This is a genomic window from Gemmatimonadota bacterium, from assembly GCA_016712265.1.
Classification (GTDB): Bacteria; Gemmatimonadota; Gemmatimonadetes; order Gemmatimonadales; family Gemmatimonadaceae; genus RBC101.
Genome location: JADJRJ010000005.1, coordinates 1 through 18,160 on the forward strand (window position 1 = coordinate 1; position 18,160 = coordinate 18,160).

The 18,160-nt window shown below is 66.3% G+C and carries 16 protein-coding genes; 9 read left to right on the plus strand and 7 right to left on the minus strand.

Annotated features, from left to right (window positions below; genetic code table 11):
- On the plus strand, positions 1-323 hold a 323-nt coding region (locus IPK85_00535; GenBank protein ID MBK8245890.1), incomplete at its 5' end, for a hypothetical protein.
- 66 nt (positions 324-389) lie between these two features.
- Positions 390-1,001 carry a tetratricopeptide repeat protein gene (locus IPK85_00540; GenBank protein ID MBK8245891.1) on the plus strand — a complete coding sequence of 204 codons (612 nt, stop codon included), beginning with the start codon at positions 390-392 and terminating at the stop codon, positions 999-1,001.
- A gap of 126 nt (positions 1,002-1,127) precedes the next feature.
- On the opposite strand, the gene IPK85_00545 is transcribed toward IPK85_00540, so the two are convergent.
- From IPK85_00545 to IPK85_00555, 3 genes are all read right to left on the minus strand, one after another.
- Positions 1,128-2,156, minus strand: coding sequence for a peptidoglycan-binding protein (locus IPK85_00545; GenBank protein ID MBK8245892.1), 1,029 nt, complete (start codon positions 2,154-2,156; stop codon positions 1,128-1,130).
- Positions 2,157-2,696: 540 nt separating this feature from the next.
- Positions 2,697-4,676, minus strand: coding sequence for an RCC1 repeat-containing protein (locus IPK85_00550; GenBank protein ID MBK8245893.1), 1,980 nt, complete (start codon positions 4,674-4,676; stop codon positions 2,697-2,699).
- A 64-nt stretch (positions 4,677-4,740) separates the two neighbouring features.
- Positions 4,741-5,706: an Ig-like domain-containing protein gene (locus IPK85_00555; GenBank protein ID MBK8245894.1), complete on the minus strand. Its 966-nt coding sequence runs from the start codon at positions 5,704-5,706 to the stop codon at positions 4,741-4,743.
- Positions 5,707-6,218: 512 nt separating this feature from the next.
- On the opposite strand from IPK85_00555, the gene IPK85_00560 reads away from it, so the two are divergent.
- Positions 6,219-6,599 carry a hypothetical protein gene (locus tag IPK85_00560; GenBank protein ID MBK8245895.1) on the plus strand — a complete coding sequence of 127 codons (381 nt, stop codon included), beginning with the start codon at positions 6,219-6,221 and terminating at the stop codon, positions 6,597-6,599.
- A gap of 27 nt (positions 6,600-6,626) precedes the next feature.
- Here the strand turns inward: IPK85_00560 and IPK85_00565 are convergent, their stop codons facing one another.
- From IPK85_00565 to IPK85_00575, 3 genes are all read right to left on the minus strand, one after another.
- Positions 6,627-7,295 (minus strand): hypothetical protein, encoded by a 669-nt coding sequence (locus IPK85_00565; protein MBK8245896.1) that lies wholly within the window; start codon positions 7,293-7,295, stop codon positions 6,627-6,629.
- Between the two features lie 316 nt (positions 7,296-7,611).
- Entirely contained in the window at positions 7,612-8,364 is a 753-nt protein-coding gene (locus tag IPK85_00570; GenBank protein MBK8245897.1) for a hypothetical protein, read from the minus strand.
- Between the two features lie 291 nt (positions 8,365-8,655).
- Positions 8,656-10,929 (minus strand): Ig-like domain-containing protein, encoded by a 2,274-nt coding sequence (locus IPK85_00575; protein ID MBK8245898.1) that lies wholly within the window; start codon positions 10,927-10,929, stop codon positions 8,656-8,658.
- A 382-nt stretch (positions 10,930-11,311) separates the two neighbouring features.
- On the opposite strand from IPK85_00575, the gene IPK85_00580 reads away from it, so the two are divergent.
- From IPK85_00580 to IPK85_00605, 6 genes are all read left to right on the plus strand, one after another.
- Positions 11,312-12,862 (plus strand): hypothetical protein, encoded by a 1,551-nt coding sequence (locus tag IPK85_00580; protein MBK8245899.1) that lies wholly within the window; start codon positions 11,312-11,314, stop codon positions 12,860-12,862.
- 391 nt (positions 12,863-13,253) lie between these two features.
- Positions 13,254-13,565 carry a hypothetical protein gene (locus IPK85_00585; protein MBK8245900.1) on the plus strand — a complete coding sequence of 104 codons (312 nt, stop codon included), beginning with the start codon at positions 13,254-13,256 and terminating at the stop codon, positions 13,563-13,565.
- Positions 13,566-13,709: 144 nt separating this feature from the next.
- Complete coding sequence (locus tag IPK85_00590) at positions 13,710-14,630, plus strand: hypothetical protein (GenBank protein ID MBK8245901.1); 921 nt, start codon at positions 13,710-13,712, stop codon at positions 14,628-14,630.
- Positions 14,631-14,782: 152 nt separating this feature from the next.
- Positions 14,783-15,379, plus strand: a complete 597-nt coding sequence (locus IPK85_00595) for an HD domain-containing protein (protein ID MBK8245902.1) — start codon at positions 14,783-14,785, stop codon at positions 15,377-15,379.
- 4 nt (positions 15,380-15,383) lie between these two features.
- Complete coding sequence (locus IPK85_00600) at positions 15,384-16,400, plus strand: CocE/NonD family hydrolase (protein ID MBK8245903.1); 1,017 nt, start codon at positions 15,384-15,386, stop codon at positions 16,398-16,400.
- A 96-nt stretch (positions 16,401-16,496) separates the two neighbouring features.
- Positions 16,497-17,267 carry a CocE/NonD family hydrolase gene (locus tag IPK85_00605; GenBank protein ID MBK8245904.1) on the plus strand — a complete coding sequence of 257 codons (771 nt, stop codon included), beginning with the start codon at positions 16,497-16,499 and terminating at the stop codon, positions 17,265-17,267.
- 59 nt (positions 17,268-17,326) lie between these two features.
- Here IPK85_00605 and IPK85_00610 read toward each other — a convergent pair whose 3' ends face one another.
- A complete protein-coding gene (locus IPK85_00610) occupies positions 17,327-17,692 on the minus strand; it encodes a hypothetical protein (protein ID MBK8245905.1) in 366 nt (121 codons plus the stop codon).
- Positions 17,693-18,160 lie beyond the last annotated feature (468 nt).

The following is an 18,160-nucleotide window of genomic DNA, read 5'->3' on the forward strand; positions in this document are numbered from 1 at the left end:
GGACTCCGCTTGCGTTGCGGACAGCGCTCGAGGCCAATGCGAAGACCCATGAACTGCTCGGGACGTACGACAGCGCGGTAGTGTCGCTCAGCGAAGCCCTGCGCCTGCAGGAGGACACGAGCTCCATCGAGTTCGCGTACCAGCTCAACCACCTGGCGAACAACCTGTTTTACCAGGGCCGCTTCGACTCGGTCGTGACAGTGACGGAGCAAGTGCTTGGCCTTCCTGCGGACGACCTGCCAGCAGTCACCCGGCGCGAGGCGATACCACCATCAATCTTGCGTCCGTCGCGAAGGACCGCGGCGACACCGCACGAGCCGTGACGCTCGCTCGCACGGGGGCGCGCCTCCTGGAGCAGTGGTACGGTCCCGAGCATCATCGCACCGCCGGTGGCATCGCGGAATTCGGACGCGCATTTGTCGCGGCGCGTGCGTGGGATGATGCGGGCAGACTTCGTCGCGCGCTGGCCTACCGTCAGGAACCGGGTCTACGGTACCGATCATCCCCTGGTGGCCAATCTCTGGAGTGACCTGGCGAATGTCGCCATTGGCCGTCAGCGTCCGGCGGAGGCCGAGCCCATTTTCCGGCGCATCGTCGAGATCTATCGTCGCCGGCACAACGATCGGCATTACCTCATCGGTCTCTTTCGTGGCAACCTTGCCGGCACGCTCCTCCGACTCAACCGACCCGCGGAGGCCGAGCAAGAACTCCGCGCTGGCTTGGCCATGTACGCGATCACGCTGCCACCGGACCACCAGAACATTGGGATACACCACACAAGGCTCGCGCGGGCGCTCGTAGCGCAGAAGCGGTTCCTCGAGGCGGTCGTGGAGGCCAACGAAGGGCTCGCAATCCTCCTGAAGCAATCCACGCCGGCGAAGGCATGGGTAGACGGAGCGCGCGAGGTGCAGCTGGAGGCCTATGTGGCGCTCGGCGACACGGCCCAAGCCAGGCGGGTTCGCGCAGAACTCGGTCCTTCAGCCCCCGCTGCTCCCAAGTAGTCGCCCGGCACGTGGTGCGCCGTCTCTGAGTCTCGACGTGTGACAGGCACGACTCGACGGGCAAGGCGCTCAGGATCCGTCCCACGCCACGCGTGTTCCCCCTGAGCGCGGTGAGCGGAGGGCGCCTCACGACACACGCCCGCCGGGGCTGACTCTGTCGGCCCCGGCGGGCGTGTTGGCAATGGCGCGGGCTACTTCTTCGCGACGAAGGTCTTTCTTCACCCAGCCCTCGACATTGGAGCCCATCACCTTAAGGAATCCGTCCTTCTCTTCTCCCGCGAAGATAAGGTCGTCGCTCTTCTTCACCGTGCCCGCCACGCGCGCCGCGTCCGACGGACTCGCGTGGATCTTGACGTTGTCGATCTTTGGGGCGAGGACATCGCCTTCATTGAACACGGTTCCCGCCTTCGGGACGTCGCCGCTGGCCAGTTTGGACGGGTCGAACTTGGCCGCGCGCGCCGTCATGACGGGATCGTCCTTCAGCTGCTTTACGATGTTGTTGAAGTTGTCCATGTAGGAGGCGGCAATCATCTTGCCTTCCGCAGTGCTCGTATACGCACCACCACCGCCAACCATGCCACCGGCCCACCCGAACATGCCGAGGGAGAAGTCGGTTTTCTTCGCCTTGCCTTCGGCGGCCGCGACCTGCACTGTCGTGCGAGCATCGGCGATGAGAATCGTGGTCGTGGCTTCCTTGAACTTCACACCACCCGCGATCGCGCCGACGCCCAACCGGCGCCCGATCCCCCCGATGGCCCCACCCGCGCCACCCGCGTTGTTATCGACCACCTGAATGGCAGGGTTCATGACGAAGTCTGCGAGCACCATCTGCCCCTTGCCCATGTTGGAACCGGCCTGACCCTCGCCATCCCCCGCGAGTTCGCGCTCACCTTTCATGACTTCCATGCCGGCTCCGCGTTCGAGCACAACGAAGCACTTGGATTGCTGCACCATCATGCGCAGCAGCGCGGTGGGAGAGCCCAGGGAGTAGCGCGCGAAGTACTGCATGTACTCCTGTCGCGGTTCGGCGAGGGCCATCGTGCCGATGGGGCGCTCGCACTTTTCGAGCTGGTCCTTGTCTTGTGCGAGGGCAGGGAGGGCCGTCAGGGCGAGCAGGGCGCTCGCGCCCAGGACGGACGAGGGGAGGTTGGACATCGAAGATCTCCTGGGATGGGGTTTGGAGGGCGTCGGGGAACGCCATACCGATAATTGCGCAGTGGGGCGCGTCCCGGTCATGGCGTTGTGGGAGCGACGACCCAGCCCGAACCGTTACGAGACGTGACAGCAGGCCAGATCGACCGGCGGCAGCGATCCGCAGTCGGACGAGGATGCTCGTTTCGGACGACCTTCCGGGTCCCTTCCCTTGTCGTGAGTGGTCCACCGGGACCTCGCGTACCCCTTATCGAAAACCGTGCGCGAACGCGGCCTTCGTAGAGGTTCTCCGAGGAATTGCGGACGAACCACCTCCCACCTGTCACCGCTCTCGAGTAGGAGTCCCCTGCCTTGAGCCAACGCCGCCCATCAGTCAGAGGGCGTGCGCGCTGATCCATCTCCCAGACGCTCACTATTGCGAGGTAGGCGAGCCGATACGGCGGTTCGCCCTGCGACGCACTGCGCGGTGCGAGTCCCCTCTTCTACAGGAATCTCAACCTCCGTGGGAGACGGAGAGCGACCACCGAGGCGTGGGTGCTGCCCTCAGTAGTACATGCGCTTCGGCAGGAGGAATGGTCCGAAATTGTTGGTGCCATCACCGAACGAGCCTCCACCCCAGCAATACGCCTCGCCGTCCAGCCCCATCGCACACACGCCCGCCGTGAACGTCGAAAGCGTGCTATAGCGGGTCGGTCCCCGCACTTGAACCGGCGTCAAGTGGCCCGTGGTGGTACCTGTCATGAGTTGTCCGGCACCGTTAAGCCCCCAGCACAACAGCATCCCGCCGCTTGTGAGTCCACAGGTGAATCCGGTCGCGTTGGCCGAGACGAATCCGCCGCCAGCGAAGATGGCGGAGAACTTCACGCCTCCCGCCACCCGCACGGGGGTTGCCGTACTGACAGCGGTTCCGTCGCCAAGCTCCCCGTTGCCGTTCTGCCCCCAGCACCAGGCGGTTCCGTCCGCCTCAAGCGCGCAGGCATGCTCGTCGGCCGCCGTGATGGCGACGAACTTTCGGCCGCCGACCACCGGCCACGGAACCAGACGTCGGGTCCCGTCACCCGTGCCGAGTGAGCCCAGCTGCCCTCGCCCCCAGCAGTATGCGTCGCCCGCGGCAGAGAGCGCGCAGGTGAAACCCACCGCGGCGGCGATCTGCGTGAACCGCAAGGTGGTGGTCACAGCGAGGGGCGTGTTGCGGTTCACCTGCGTGTTGTCGCCGAGCTGCCCCTGACTGTTCTCGCCCCAGCAATACGCGACGCCGGCGGCCGTGAGAGCACAGGTGTGGTTGAAGCCGCCGCTTTGAGACGTGGCGATCTGTCGGAACTTGATACCACCACTGACGGCCACCGGAGCGTTTGCGGCCGCATTGGAGCCTCGACCCAACGCACCACTGGCGTTGTCGCCCCAACACCACGCGTCGTCCGCAAAGTCGACGGCGCAGGCGTAGCTGCTGCCGACGCTGACAGTGCGGTAGCGACGGCCGCCGACGACGGGGACAGGGGTCGTGTATTCACCTACGGTTGTGCCTGCGCCCGCCGCGCCGTTGCGATTGTCGCCCCAGCAAAACAGCGTGCTGTCGGCGGCCATTCCGCACGTCGATGACATGCCGCCGAAGATCTTCAGGAACTTGCGCTCGCCCGCCACGGCCACCGGCTGCGCGGAATACGTGTAGCTGCCGTTTCCAAGCTGGCCGGCGTTGTTGGCCCCCCAGCAGCGGAAGTAGCCGCTCGTGAGGCGACCGCACACGAAATGCCCCCCGGCTGAGAGCTCCGTAAAGTCTGCGCCACCAGCAACGGCAGTTGGCGTTGGAACCGCTGCGGGTGAAGTCGAACCAGTACCGAGCTGCAGCGATTGATTTGTTCCCCAGCAGAAGGCCCTTCCACTATCGGTCAAGCCGCACGTAAAGAAGTAGCCGGCATCGATCTCGGCGAACGTGTGACCGCCCGATACCGCAACAAGTTCCGATGTGGACGTTGCGTTACCCGACCCAAGTTGGCCGAACCTGTTGTCGCCCCAGCAGTACGCCACGCCGGCTCCGTCGACGCCACATGCGTGAGTGGACGACATCGAAAGGCTCGCGAGGCCACTCCCCTCGAACGCCAGCTGAGGAGTGCCTGATCGAGTCCAGGTGCCCCAGCAGTAGACGTCACCCGTGTCTTCGACCGCGCAGGACGCTTCGTCCGTCGCGGCGATGTCTCGATATCGGCGACCGCCCGCAATCAGTGTTGGTACGTTCGTGTTTCCTGGCACCCCCGTACCGAGTTGACCGCGACTGTTCTCACCCCAGCAATACACCTCACCGCTCACCGCAAGCCCGCAGGCGTGGTATCGACCATGCGCCAGTCGGCGATACTGCCTTGCGCCACTGACCGCCTTGGGGATCGTCTCTTCGTTGCCGCTCACGCCTGTCCCGGCTTGGCCGTAGGCGTTCCACCCCCAACAAAGGGCGGAACCTTGTGCTGTCAGTCCGCACGCATGGGCCCCGCCAACCGACACTCGCCGCAGCAACTCAGACGTCGAAACCATGACCGGCGTGAGTTGACGGCTGAACTGCGACGGCCAACTCCGGTTGGTTCCGAGGCGCCACGCGTTATCCTGACCCCAGCACGCGGTCTCCGCCGTAGGCTGCACCGCGCATGCGTAGTCTTCGCCCGCACTGATGGTCTCGGCCCGCAACGGCGGATCTGGCACCACGGTGAGCTGATACATCAACAGCTGCGCGGCCAGCCCGGGTGTGACCGTGAGGATGGTAATCGCATGAGTCCCCAATGCCGCCGACGCCGACGCCCGAAACCTCATCGTGCTGCTGGTTCCGGGATTCGCTAAGTGACGGCGAGCCGACATCGACCGTAACGCCCGTCGGTAAGGGGGTCGCCAGCGAGATGCTCACGTTTCCCGTGAACCCACCGGCCCGTGCGACGGAAATCGCAGCGCCGCGCGTGCCGCTGCGGAACACCGTCCCCGAACTGGCACTCAGGGTTGCAATGAACGACCCGACGACGGGAGTGATCACGCTAAGCACCACGGTCCCGGTGCCCGGAGTCAGACCAGGCCCCGATGCCGCGACGACCAGGGAGTACGTGCCAGGGGCGATCGCCGCAACGACCGTTAGTGTCAGGGTTCGCACCTCGGTACCGTTTGGCCCGGGCCGGGCCGCACCGAACGTACCGCTGATGCCAGTGGGCGGATTCTGGAGCGCAAGCGTGACTGCACCAGAGTAGTTGGTCCGCGTGATGGTGACATCCGTGCTGTCGCTCGCTCCTTGTGCCACGGTGAGCGGCGCCACGCTGAGCGTTACGGAACCAGGCGACTGCACCGTCACCGTCGTCGACCCCGACACACCCCCCGACGTCGCCGTCACAGTCGTGGTCCCCGGTGCGACCGACGTGATCGTCGCACTCCCGCCGCTCCCAGTCACCGTCGCCACGGCGACGTTCGACGAGCTCCAACTCACCGTCGGCGACGCCACCGGACCGTTCGACGCGGTCACCGCAGCGGTCACCGTCGCCGTCTGACCAGAACCCACCAGCGCCACGGTCGCCGGAGCGACCACCACCGACTGAATCGTGACCGGTGGCGGCGGGGAGTCGTGCTGCCATCTCCGCCCCCACACGCAAGAACAGCAGACACGAATGCGATACCGAGGAGATTGCGGTGAGTCATGGTCGCGGCAGTCGGGAGTATGAAGTACTTGCGTGGCACCTGGTCGCTGGCTGTCACAGCTCACGGCATGCCCATGAGGCGCCGAATCTCGAGCGGAGGGAGCACGTCCTCGTCGGTCACGCTGTCTGGGTCGACGCGCTCGAGGTCCACAGGGCTCCGCTAGGAACCGGGTAGTGCACCCGACCGGCCCTGGGTACACGTCCCACGAGTCGGTAGTCGCTGAACTCGGTCTCGACGAAGTTTGTTGACCCCCACCGGATCGGAGCAGGCCAACGGCCGGCTCTCCTTCGCTCGGGCCGAAACTGTTCGGCGATTGCTCGCCGCCGAGGTCGGCCCGCTGGGGCGACACCTCCGTAAGAAGGCACCCGCTCGCGGCGTTCTCTGGATGTCACCACAACCCAGAGCATGCGCCTCTCAGCGATCCTCGCCCTCGCCACCCTTTCGGTCCTCGTCCATCCCCTCGCGGCGCAGGACCTTGGCGACATGGACTCTTTCGGCCGATCGCCGCTCGCCACCCAGGACTCGGTCGCGATTCAGTTGGAAGGTGACGGTGCCGGCGTCGTTGCTTCGTGGCCATCCGGACTCGCGTGCCGAGCGGCGCGATGCGAGGGAGCCTTTCCGGCTGCCACCACACTCACCCTGAGCGCGACGCCAGCCGCGGGCAGCCACTTCGTCGGGTGGACCGGCGTGTGCGCGGGCCTGCAACGCTGCGTGGTGCGGCTGGAAGAAGCGCGCACGGTCCGTGCGCTGTTCCGATCGGGACCACGGGTGTTGCCGTCCCGATGACACCGAACTTCCGGTGTCGGCAGCTCTTCACGGGACGAACTTGCCTGAGCGAGCGGCCCACCGTTCAACCTGTCCCTCAACGCGCCCTCCATCCCCAATCGCCCACCCACACGCGATGTGGTGCCACTCGGTTTCGAGGCCAGGCTGCAACGTCCACACGTTTTGCCAGCCAACGACGGTGCTGAAGTCCGGAAGGGTAAAGTCGACCGTCGTCGCCGATCCCAGGTAGCCACCACCGATCAACAAGGCGACCGACGCACTGGGTTGCGTGAGCAAGGTCATCCAGAGCTGTGAGTACTCTGCTTGGCGCGCCGCCTGTACTCGAACCCGGGTGAAGGGGCTGGTAGAGACCGTCGCCAACGCCGCTGATGCGAGCAGGCTCGAAAGGGTCAGCTGCAGGCCCGCGCCGAAGTCTCGGCGGGATGCGCCAACCAGGCGCTCGTTCCGCACAGTGCCGGTGGTCGATGACGCGATCGCGTGGAACTCATGCAGGTCCGACGTGGCCAGCTGTCCTTGGGGCACCACGAACATGGGAAAGGACGTTGCCGCAACTTGTGTTAGCTGCAGGAACCCGTTTGTCGAGTGAATGGTGCCGAAAATCGACACGCTGTCGCCCGCGCTCGCCCCACTTACCGTGACCGGAAGCCGGGCAGGTGTGAACGCCTCGGTCGTACTTCGAAAGTCAATGGTACCCACGGAGCCTCCGTTCGGCGGATTCACTCCTCGTCGATGGAACACGCGCTCCAAGTTGAACTGGCCCGGGGCTTGGGCAATGGGGACCCATCGGGCCGCCCAGAGATCACCCGTCCCTTGCGGCAGGTCGTTGAAAGTGAACGCCGGAGATGCCGGCGTCGGCTCTACAAGTGGTGACCACCCCGAGAGCGTGACATACATGCGGTCAGATGATGCCTCCGGAACGACCCGTCCGGTCGCCGAGCGCGCGCCCGGTAACCCACATGAGGCCGCGCCCGCCGCCTGTAGCTCTTCACGGGTACCGTAAATGACGCTGAGGTCACTGGCCCCGTTGGACAACAGGGTGCGTTCGTGCGCGTGGGTCTGACTCCGGCCGGCGCGAAGGCTGGCCCTGACCTGCCGGGGGCCCGTGCTCGATCGCGAGAGCGTCCTGGCGAACGTTGGTGCTGGTATTGACCCAGGCAACGCCACCCACCAATCCCACCGGAAACACATAGTTGCCGTTCGTTCCAGTCACTCGCGACCAGACGCCGCGATCATCCCGCGCAGCAAACCAAACCGGATCTCCACCGGCGCAAAATGTGAATGTCACAAGCGCCGTGGTTGCTTGTATTACGGTTACGGCCGCAGTTAAGGTGGCGGACGATACTCCCTGCCCCGTCGCGACTAGCGTGACCGAGTACGCACCCGGTGGCACGGTGGCCACGACACTCAGGGTAAGCGTCCGCAGCTCCGCACCGTTTGGCCCCGGTCGCGCCGCTCCCAGCGATCCGGTGATGCCAGGGGGCAGGTTCTGGAGGATGACCGTGACCGGGCCCGAATAGTTGATCCGTGCGATCGTTACATCCGTGCTGCTCGTCGACCCCTGCGACACAGACACGGCGGGTACGCTCAATGACACCGAGGGCGGCGGCTGCACCGTCACCGTCATCGCGCCCGACACACCGGCCGACGTCGCGGTAATGGTCGAGGTCCCAGGAGCGACCGATGCGATCGTCGCACTGCCGCCGCTCCCATTCACTGTCGCCACCGCAACGTTGGACGAGCTCCAGCTCACTGCAGGCGATGCCATCAGCCCACTCGCCTTGCTGACCGCAGCGGTTACAGTCGCGGTTTGCCCCGGCCCCACCAGCGACAGCGTCGACGGTGCCACGGACACCGACAAGATGGGATCAGGGGGAGTTGGGGATGTCTCTCCAGCGCACGCCAGTCCAGTGACCAGGGCGAGGCTCAGGCGTGAGGCACGGGCGGGCCGATGTCGTGACATGGTCTGGGAAGCGGATGGCGGGTGCTCGGGATTTGCGCGGAGCGGTCGGCCTCTGTCACGGAGCAACGTTGCCCGACCCTTTCCAGTGCGAGTCGGTCAGCTGATGCCATAGCGTGAGGAGATGGCCATCCTCCCTGGTGCGCAATAGGTCGGCCGCGTGTCCGATTCACCGCGAATCTCGTAGTTCGCAGTCCCGTGCGGACCCCAGCTATCAAGCCAGCCGGGGAGCCCGGCAAAGTCCGGGGTGGTCAGATCGACCGCGGCACTTCCGAGCACGCCCCGCGAGACCCGCATCGAAAGGATGTTCAGATCTGAGCTACCGGCGTAGCGGACGAACGCTGCATCAGCGAGATCTGATGGGAGCGAGTAGCTGAACCTCAGTCGTCGATAGCCGTTTCCCGGCAGAATGCCTGGCGTGATCGCGGGCATGGCGCTCGGCAGGACGTACGAGCCGCGGGTAGCACCCGCGTACACCTCCCAGAGGCTCTGCTCTTCGCCGGTGAGATCAAAGGCGGTGAACCGATCTTGACGGACGATGTGGGTTGCCCGGAGCTCCCCACCGCGCAACAGTGTTGTCGGTATTCCAGTGACCGCGGTTGTGCTAACGAGATTCGAACCCTGCGCCTGGTGGTAGCTACCAGTATAAGGTCGACTTGGCGGACTGAGTCGGTGGGGTGCGGCGAATACTGAACCGTATGCCGGAGATGCAAGCTGAGCTGCCAGAACACGCAGGAAAGGCGTGACGCCGTTGTCTCTGGGCATCGGGACCAACGAACACTGGGCCCCCATGAGCATGTAGGGCTCCACACCGATTCGTCCGCCTGGTGACCCGACAAGGGAGAACACCGCGCTTTCCAGCGGCGACGTACCACTACCGGTGAAAGAGAGCGGTGGCCCCACGAGGGCGCCCTCCGGTAGTAGGCCGGTGTCAATCCCACGACGAATCAGGACCCTCATCGTGTCCACGGCGGGAGCCACGCTGACAGCGACGAGGTCGTGAACACCGGTCGGTGGCCCTGAGACAGCTGCTGTCCCTCCAAAGGGTCCCGAGAATACACCGCCAATGCTCGTGGTAACGGCCCCGCCTAGCAGGCTCGGCGCCTGCACAGCAAGCGTCTTGAAGGTCGGCTCAGGATTCGCACGCTCCGGCAACTCACAGAGCAGGTACGGATCGAGAGACGACAACCGGGCGCGGGTCTCATAGACCACACTCGTCCACCGATACCTCAGATCGAGGGTGCTGGAGTACGCAATGCCGACCGTCGCGGCGGTTGCATTGAAGCGGTAGACTCCCGCCTGTCCCTGTACCACTATCCAAGGCGACGTGGGACCGTCTTGCACAGCAAACCACCCGCCTTGGTACTGGCACGCGCGCAGGTCCACCGTGGTGTTGAACGCGGGCGCCTGAACTGTCACGCTGAGCGTTGTCGTCTGATCGGGAAAGGGCGGCGCCGAGGCTCGAACGGTGATGTCGTAAGTGCCGGGAACTGCCGCCACCGCGACCACGCTCAGGATCGCGCTGTCTGCCACCACAGACGCCGGGTTGAATGCAACCGTCAGGCCTGCGGGCGCCCCACTCGCACCAAGCTGGATGGGTTGGTTGAGGCCACTTCTCGCTACCCGGAGGATCGTGTTCCCGCTTGGGCCACCTTGAGCAACAGTGAGGGTCCGCGATCCAAGTGAAATCGCAAACGAAGCAGCGGAGACAGTGACTGAGAGAGCCGTGGTCACTGGCGGAATACCAGCTCCCGTCGCACGAACGATGAGCGGATAGGTTCCGGGGGCAACGCTCGCCACCACGGTCAGCGTCAAGAGCGATGTCTGTTGACCTGTCGTCGCACCCTGCAGTGGCGCGAAAGTACCCGTGATGCCAGCGGGTGGAGCATCCAGGCTCAGCGTCAGGGCACCGGAGAAGTTCGTCCGAGTGACGGTGATGGTACTTGAACCAGTTCCTCCCTGAGGGACCGCAGCGGCCGATGCTGCCAAGGCAATTGACGCGGGGGCAGTCACGGTGACGGTTGCGCTTGCCGAGGCGCTCCCGGATGCCGCAGTGATCGTCGCCGTCCCTGGCGAGACTGCAGTGACCGTGGCCGAAAGGCCACCTCCGCTGACCGTGGCCACAGTCTGTGAGTTGCTCGTCCAGCTCACAGCAGCTGAGGTCGAAGTACTCCCGTCGCTCATCGTCACGGTCGTTTGCAGCTGGCCCGTTGCGCCGACAAGGAGGCTCAAGCTCGTCGGCGCTACCGAGACCGTCGCTACCGTCGGTGCGGGAGGAGCGCTCACCGGCTCCCCCCCCCCACAGGCGGTCAGGATGACCAGCAAGGTGGCAAGGCCTGCGAGAAGCGAGCGGCAGAAAGGACGGGAGGCCATGGAAGCCGGGGTTGGAAGGTGATCGACCGTAGTTGCGAGATCCCCCGCTGCAGCTGTCACGATCTGTTCGGAATCGATCTGTAAGAACCGGGAACCCGGGGTCGTTCAAGGGATAGATCCCCCTCCCGCCTCCTCTTCATTGCCACGCTCATCGGATGCAGCATGAGTGAACCGACTCGTCGCCCTGGCAGGGTACTGCGCCCGACCTCGTCGCCGATTTCCCCTTTGACAGCGATGCATCCGATCGCAGCGGGAACGGCCTCCGCGTGATCGTCTGCACTGTTGTGAATCGAGACCTTGGGACGGCTGGCATAGCAGATGACCCTGACTGCCTCAACCGGCGGTTCACGCAATACGTCGAAAGAACTCAGGAGGAACTCGGATGAAAGTTCGTCATCGGGCCCGTGTCAGCGTGATCAGTCTGGTACTCGCCTGCTCCGGCGGCGGCACGGTCGTTACCCCACCGCCGCCCCCCCCATCCATTGTCTCGGTCTCCATAAGCCCGGGGAACGTCGTACTCACCGGCCCCGGCGCCACGAGCGCGCTCAGCGCGCAGGTCGTCACCACCGCGGGGATCGTCGCGAATCCCACGCCGGGGATTGCCACCGTGGTCGGGAGCGGAACGGCGGCCACTGTCACCTCGGTCGCACCCGGGACCACGACGGTGCGCGCCACGTCGGGAGGCGTGACCGGGACCACGGCGGTCCTCGTCCAACCGGCGGCCTCGCTGGCGATTGTCGCCTCGCCGCTTTCCGTGGCGCAGGGAACCAGCGGCACCACCACCGCCGTCGTGACACGCACCAGCTTCACTGGCCCACTCGCCGTCACCATCGATCCCCTCCCTGCGGGGATCACTGCAGCGGTGTCACCAGGCCCCATCACCAGTGGCAACATCGAGACGCACACCCTGACCCTCACGGTGGTGTCTGCCATGACAACGGGGACCTATCCGGTCACCGTGCGCGCCTCGGGAAGCGGCGTGACGGCGGTGAGCTTCACCTTCAACCTCGTCGTGATCAACGGCGCCGCCCCCACCACCACCTTCCATGGCACCTGGACGGGCACGGGAGTACAAACCAGTCCCAACATCACGTGGAACGTGCTGTTGACCTACGCCGGCGGCCCGATCGGGAGCGTGGTCGCCACCGTTGCATATCCATCGTTAACCTGTGGAGGGACGTGGACCTTGCGGAGCCAGGGCGCGGACTCGCTCCGCGTGCGCGAGACGATCACTTTCGGCAACTGCTTCGATAGCGACTACACGGTGCGCATCACCCCCAACGGCCAGCTAGACTTCCGCGGCACCGCCGTCGCCTTTCCCATCGCCATCGCGGGCACCCTCACCCGCGCCTCCGCTCCCACGGGACCGTCGCTCGGCGCCTTCGCCACCATGTGGCGCGGGTTGCGCCTCCCCTACAACAACACAGCGGAACACAACTTCGACCTCGGCCTCGTGGATGGCCCGGTCGGGGCGATCGTCGGCAGCTCGGCCTACCCCTCTCTCTCCTGCGGCGGTCCTGTCCGCCTCACACGCGTCACAGCAACGGAAATAGACGTCGTCGAGCAGGTGACCTACGGGAGCTGCACCTCGGGCGACACCCTCACGATCTCCCGCAACTCTACCCCCGCAAGCGGGATGATGGTGCGATGGCGGCGGGAACGCGTCACCAAGCACGGGCGCCACCAACGTCTACTCGGCGGCGCTTCCCGCAGGCGCCGGCCGATCCCGGAATCCCGACCGCCACCGTCTCGACCGGTCAGGTTGTCCTGTCCTGGACCGACCGGAGCAACACGGAGGCGGGCTTCATTGTCGAGCGTGCGAGCGGAACCGGCGCTTTCCTCCCCGCCGGCATCGTCCTGGAGAACACCGGGACCTTCGTCGACCAAGGGGCAACCGCCGGCACCCGGTACACCTACCGGATTCGCGCGATGAACGCCCGCGGCCTCGCCCTGAGCGCCAGCACCGTGAGCGTCACCGCGCAGTGAGGGCTCCGTCTGCCGTCCCCTCCCCCACCAGCCAATCCCGCCGATACTCCCCCCCTCGGCGGGCCCCGCCCCCTACACTTGGTCGACCCTTGTGAATAAATTCACAATGCCCGCAGGGCCCTGCGGGACTACGACCTGACTCTGTACGGCTCTGGAGGCCTTCAGACAATGCGTTTCCACGGAATTGCGCTCTTCGCTGGTGCTGCGCTCCTCGCCGCTTGCGGCGGCAGTGAACTCCGCCAGCCGACACCCCGGCGCCGGCGCCGGAAGTCACCCCCGCGGCCGCCACCGGCACCGCGACTGCTGCCCCGATCACCGGCACGACCCACACCGTCAACATGGTTGGCGACGACAAGGGCTATCGCTTTGAGCCCGCCACGTTGACTGTCGCCCCGGGCGACGGCATCAGCTTCGTCATGGTTTCCGGCGGCCCACACAACGTCGCGTTCGACGCCGCCACCATCCCGGAAGCGGTCAAGGGGCAGCTGCAGGCCAACATGCCGAACTCGGCTGACTTCTCGTCGCCGATGATGATGAATGCCAACGAGACCTGGACGGTCTCCATGGGGAACATCCCGGCCGGCACGTACGGCATCATCTGCACGCCGCACCTCGCGATGGGCATGAAGATGGACCTGATCGTCAAGTAACACGTTGCGTCCCGGGCTCGACCCGGGACCGAGTGTCTTGATGTCCTGAAGGAGCAAACGGGGATGCCACGACGGCATCCCCGTTTGTGTTCCCGGTGACATTGCAACGCGAACGCGACCCGGGGAGTCTTCATGGCGAGCCCCATGTCCACCTCCTCCCGACTCCCAAGCGTCTCGCGGCGGATGCGCGTGCCATCCCGCGCCGCCTGGCTCGGCGCACGCGCGGCCAACGTGCGGCAGCGGCCGCGGCGCTTTGTCGGACTCTGGACCCTCACCTTTCTCGTCCTCGCCGCGGCCTTTGTCGGGATCCCGCGCCTGGTCCCCATGGTGAGCGGTGGGCAGTTCGTGGCGAGCGACCAGTGGCCCTCGCATCCCCTGGTGCTCATCGCGGCGGCGGCCGTCATCGCATTGTTTGTCTCCACCCTGGTCGCCCTTGTGGACGAGATGCGCGACCCGCGCGTGGCCGACGCGGCCGAGGCGGAGCGGGTGACTGCACTCCGCGTGTTGACCAGCACCCGGTTGGCGGCGGCGCCCACGCATCCAGCTCGCCGGGCGGCCGATCGCGCGACCCCGCCCTGGCTGGTCCCCGAGGCGGACGAGATCCGCATCCTCTCCTGGCACCTGACCTCGCAGTGGCCCCGCGAAGGGGTCGTGACCATCGCGGCAGATGACCCACTGGTGGCCGGCGTGGTCGGCGCCAACCTTGCCGCCGCCTTTGCGGTCGACGCGCGCGCCACGCTTCTGGTCGACACCGATTTCCGCGCCGAACCGGTCCGCAATCTGCTCGGGCTCGCCAACTCCCCCGGATTGGTCGCCGTCATGGAGAACCGACGGCGCTGGACGGAGTCGTTGATCCCCTACACGGTCGGGCGGGGTCGCACGATGTATGTCCTCCCCGCGGGCCAGCGGGAGCGGCCCCCTGGCCCAGCCGAAGGGCACGCCACCGGGGGGGAGATCGTGCGGGCCGCGCGCCGGCACGCCGCCACCGTGGTGGTTAGCCCGACCGCGCAGGCGATAAGCTGGCGCGCGGGGATGACGTGGTCCTCTGCGTCGTGCGCGGCGTGACGCGACTGTCGGCGTTGTCACGGACGGTGGTCAGTTGATTGACGTGGGCGCCCGCGTCAGGGGAATCGTCTTGTGGGATGGCGCCGTCCCCGCTCGCCTGCCCAATACCCGGCCGGTGACGTAACTTTGCACCCCGCTCACCCCGGAACGTCGTGGCAGGTTATTCCGATCGGATCCATCACGCGCTCGCCTTTGCGGCGAAGCACCACGACCAGCAGGTGCGCAAGGGACTGCGCGCCCCGTACTTCACGCAGCCGGCGAACCTCGCGATCATCCTGACGCGGTACGCGCAGGACGATACAACGGTGATCGCCGGCATCCTGCACCAGGTCGTCGACGACTTCTCGCGCAACGGGTTGTCGCGCGAGCAGCTGGAGGAGCGGCTCGGGGGGAAGTTTGGCAGCGGCGTGCTGGACCTGCTCGTGACTATCGCAGCCCGCAAGCTCGACGACGACGGCGTCGAGTTGTCGCCGGACGAACGACGCGACGATGTGCTCGCCCGCCTGGCGAGTGCCCCCGAGGCAGCGCGCTGGGTCTGCGCGGCCGATGCGTTGCACAGCGCGTCATCGCTCGCGGCGGACCTGCGTCGCACGGTCGACGCCGACGCGGTTTGGGCGCGGGTGTCGGTGGGACGCGAGGCCACGCTGCGCTGGTACCGTCGCGTGCTTGACCAACTATCTGCAGCAGGGTTCGCCACGCCCGTGATGGCCGAGTTGGCGGCGGCGGTGCAGGAGCTGGAAGGGTTGTAGTCCAATGGTGACCGCCCTCGGCACACGGCTGCGGCGACTGACGCTGCGTACCCTCGCCGTCTTGCTGTGTGGTACGTGGGCCGGGGGTGCCGCCGGGGCACAAGGCGGGCGGGGCGCGGCGGCCGCAGACACGAGTTACATCCGGACCAACTATGCCAAGCGCGAGGTGATGATCCCCATGCGCGATGGCGTGAAGCTGTTCACGGCGATCTATACGCCGAAAGCTTCCGCCGGCAGCCTGCCGATCCTCCTGACCCGGACGCCCTACAGCGCGGCGCCCTACGGCGTAGGCGCCTTCCCGCGCACCCTGGGCCCAGGGCCTCGCTTTCCCGAGTTGGGCTACATCTTCGTCACGCAGGATGTGCGCGGCCGCTACCGTTCCGAGGGACGCTTCGAGCACATGACCCCGCACCGGCCGGTCAAGCGGTCGCGGCGCGACGTGGACGAGAGCAGCGACACCTACGACACCATCGACTGGCTCGTGAAGAACGCCCCGGGCAACAACGGTCGCGTGGGCCTCTGGGGATCTCCCTACGGCGGGTTCTTTGCCACCGCCGGGATGATCGATGCCCACCCGGCGCTCAAGGCCGTCTCCCCTCAGGCACCGCAGACCGACTGGTTCCTTGGCGACGACACACATCACAATGGGGCGTTCTTCCTGAACTCCACCTTCAACTTCATGTCGGTGTGCGGGATGCGCGGCGAGGGAACCGCGATGTCCTGTGGCAAGCCGTTCGACTTCGGCACGGACGATGGCGTGAAGTTCTTCCTCGAATTGGGTCCCATCGCCAACGCCGGGAAGAAGCACTTCAAGCGCCGCTCACCGGGGTGGACGGACATGATGCGCCACGGCACGTACGACGCCTTCTGGCAGCAGCGGAGCATCCTGCCGCACCTCAAGGGGAATCGCCGGCGGTGCTCACGGTGGGGGGGCTGTATGACGCCAACAACTACTACGGCGCGCTCAAGGTCTACGAGACCCTCGTGCGACAGAGTCCGTCGACCGACCAGGCGATCGTGATCGGGCCGTGGTACCATGGACAGTGGGCGCGCGACTCGGGGGCAGCGGTCGGAGAGCTGCAGTTTGGTGGGCCGACCTCGCACCTACCAACGCGACATGATTGAGCCGTTCTTCGCCGCCCACCTCAAGGGGGGACAGGGGCGCACCCGCGGGCGTGGGTCTTCGAGACCGGCCGAAACCAGTGGCGTACCTTCGCCCAGTGGCCGCCCAGGAGGGAAGCGAGCGTTCCCTGTACCTCGGGGATCACAGCGCCTCTCGTTTGACGCTCCGACCAACACCGGCGACAGCACCTTTACGCAGTGGGTAACCGATCCAGCGAAACCGGCGTCGTTCGTCGCCAGCGGCGGGATCGACATGGACCCCGACTACATGGCGCGCGACCAGCGATTCGGGGCCACGCGCCCGGATGTGGTCGCGTACCGGGGCGACGTGCTCTCGGAGGACGTGACCATCGCCGGCCCGGTGCGCCCGACGTTGTTCGTCTCCAGCACCGGCACCGATGGCGATTGGGTCGTCAAGCTCATCGACGAACACCCCGACGGCTTCCAGGAGTTGGTGCGTGGCGACGTGATGCGGGCCAAGTTCCGGGAGAGCTTCAGCCGGCCCATCCCGCTGCGTCCGGGCGAGGTGACCCAGCTCGATTTCACGATGCCGGATGTGTTCCACACCTTCCGGCGCGGGCATCGGATGCTCGTGCAGGTCCAGGGGAGCTGGTTCCCGCTGGTGGACCGCAACCCGCAGGTGTTCACCGACATCTACAAGGCGAAAGCGAGCGACTTCCGGTCAGCCACGCAGCGGGTGTATTCCACGGCCGGGCAGGCGTCGCGGTTGACGTTCCGCGTCCTCCCCACGGCCGTGGTCCCCTGACGTCTGGCCCGGGCCCCGTCGCCCGGCGCGACGCGGCCCTGCGGATGCCGGCCGCACGATCACCGGGCGGCCATCGTCGTCTTCCCCACCTGGCTGTAGACCGCCGCGCTGGTGATCAGCAGGCCGCCGTATTCGGGGACGTGATGGGGGATCGTCACCGCGCCGAGCCAGGCCCCCGTGGGGTCGAAGACGTCGAGCCGCGCGCGCGTGGAATCGTTTGCTCCCAGCTGTCGCACCCAGAGGTGCCCTGCTTCGTCGGTGTAGATCCGCGAGAAGGCCGGCTCCGTGGAGGGGATGTCGTCGAGCTTCGCCACCGCGCGCGCGGCATCCTCCCCGACGCTCTGGGCCGCCGACTTGATCATGGATTCCTCGCTTGCCCGCCGCGCCTCGGTGGTGGTGGGGACCCGCGTCCACGGGCGCGTCATCACGAGCAGAATCGACCCCGTGCGGCGCGTACACCAACCGGTACTCCCGGTGTAGCCCGGACGACGCCGCCAAAGGGATGCGCCGGCGGCTCGACCGCCGGCGACCATGGAATGCATCGACATCCGCACCTGCTGCTTGCCATCGCCCCCCCGGAGCTGAACAGCCAGCTGCGCTCTTCCGGCGGACGCAGCACCCAGAAGGTGTCCACGGTCGTTCCGGCAGCGTGTGTACCGGACGAACGGCATCCCGCCCGGCCTGGTACGCTGTCGGGAATCCACGCCGGCACGGTGATGCGTTGCGCGGTATCGATCGCAATGTCGGACCAATAGCAGCAGGAGGTCGTCCAGCCGCGCTGGTACGTGCCGGAGGTGTCGAAGACGCTGGTCCGTGCGACGATTGGATCATGGACGACCAGCGATCCCCGCGGGCCGCGATGAACGCCATGCGGAACTCGCCGGGCCCAGCGC

Bases quoted from the DNA above. Each gene is read 5' to 3' on its own strand.
- IPK85_00570 (MBK8245897.1), bottom strand. From the start codon at position 8,364: ATGGCATCGCCTGCAGTGAGCTGGAGCTCGTCCAACGTTGCGGTGGCG.
- IPK85_00600 (MBK8245903.1), top strand. From the start codon at position 15,384: ATGGTGACCGCCCTCGGCACACGGCTGCGGCGACTGACGCTGCGTACC.
- IPK85_00590 (MBK8245901.1), top strand. From the start codon at position 13,710: ATGTCCACCTCCTCCCGACTCCCAAGCGTCTCGCGGCGGATGCGCGTG.
- IPK85_00575 (MBK8245898.1), bottom strand. From the start codon at position 10,929: ATGGCCTCCCGTCCTTTCTGCCGCTCGCTTCTCGCAGGCCTTGCCACC.
- IPK85_00580 (MBK8245899.1), top strand. From the start codon at position 11,312: ATGAAAGTTCGTCATCGGGCCCGTGTCAGCGTGATCAGTCTGGTACTC.
- IPK85_00605 (MBK8245904.1), top strand. From the start codon at position 16,497: ATGATTGAGCCGTTCTTCGCCGCCCACCTCAAGGGGGGACAGGGGCGC.
- IPK85_00550 (MBK8245893.1), bottom strand. From the start codon at position 4,676: ATGGTTTCGACGTCTGAGTTGCTGCGGCGAGTGTCGGTTGGCGGGGCC.
- IPK85_00585 (MBK8245900.1), top strand. From the start codon at position 13,254: ATGGTTGGCGACGACAAGGGCTATCGCTTTGAGCCCGCCACGTTGACT.
- IPK85_00610 (MBK8245905.1), bottom strand. From the start codon at position 17,692: ATGACGCGCCCGTGGACGCGGGTCCCCACCACCACCGAGGCGCGGCGG.
- IPK85_00545 (MBK8245892.1), bottom strand. From the start codon at position 2,156: ATGTCCAACCTCCCCTCGTCCGTCCTGGGCGCGAGCGCCCTGCTCGCC.
- IPK85_00560 (MBK8245895.1), top strand. From the start codon at position 6,219: ATGCGCCTCTCAGCGATCCTCGCCCTCGCCACCCTTTCGGTCCTCGTC.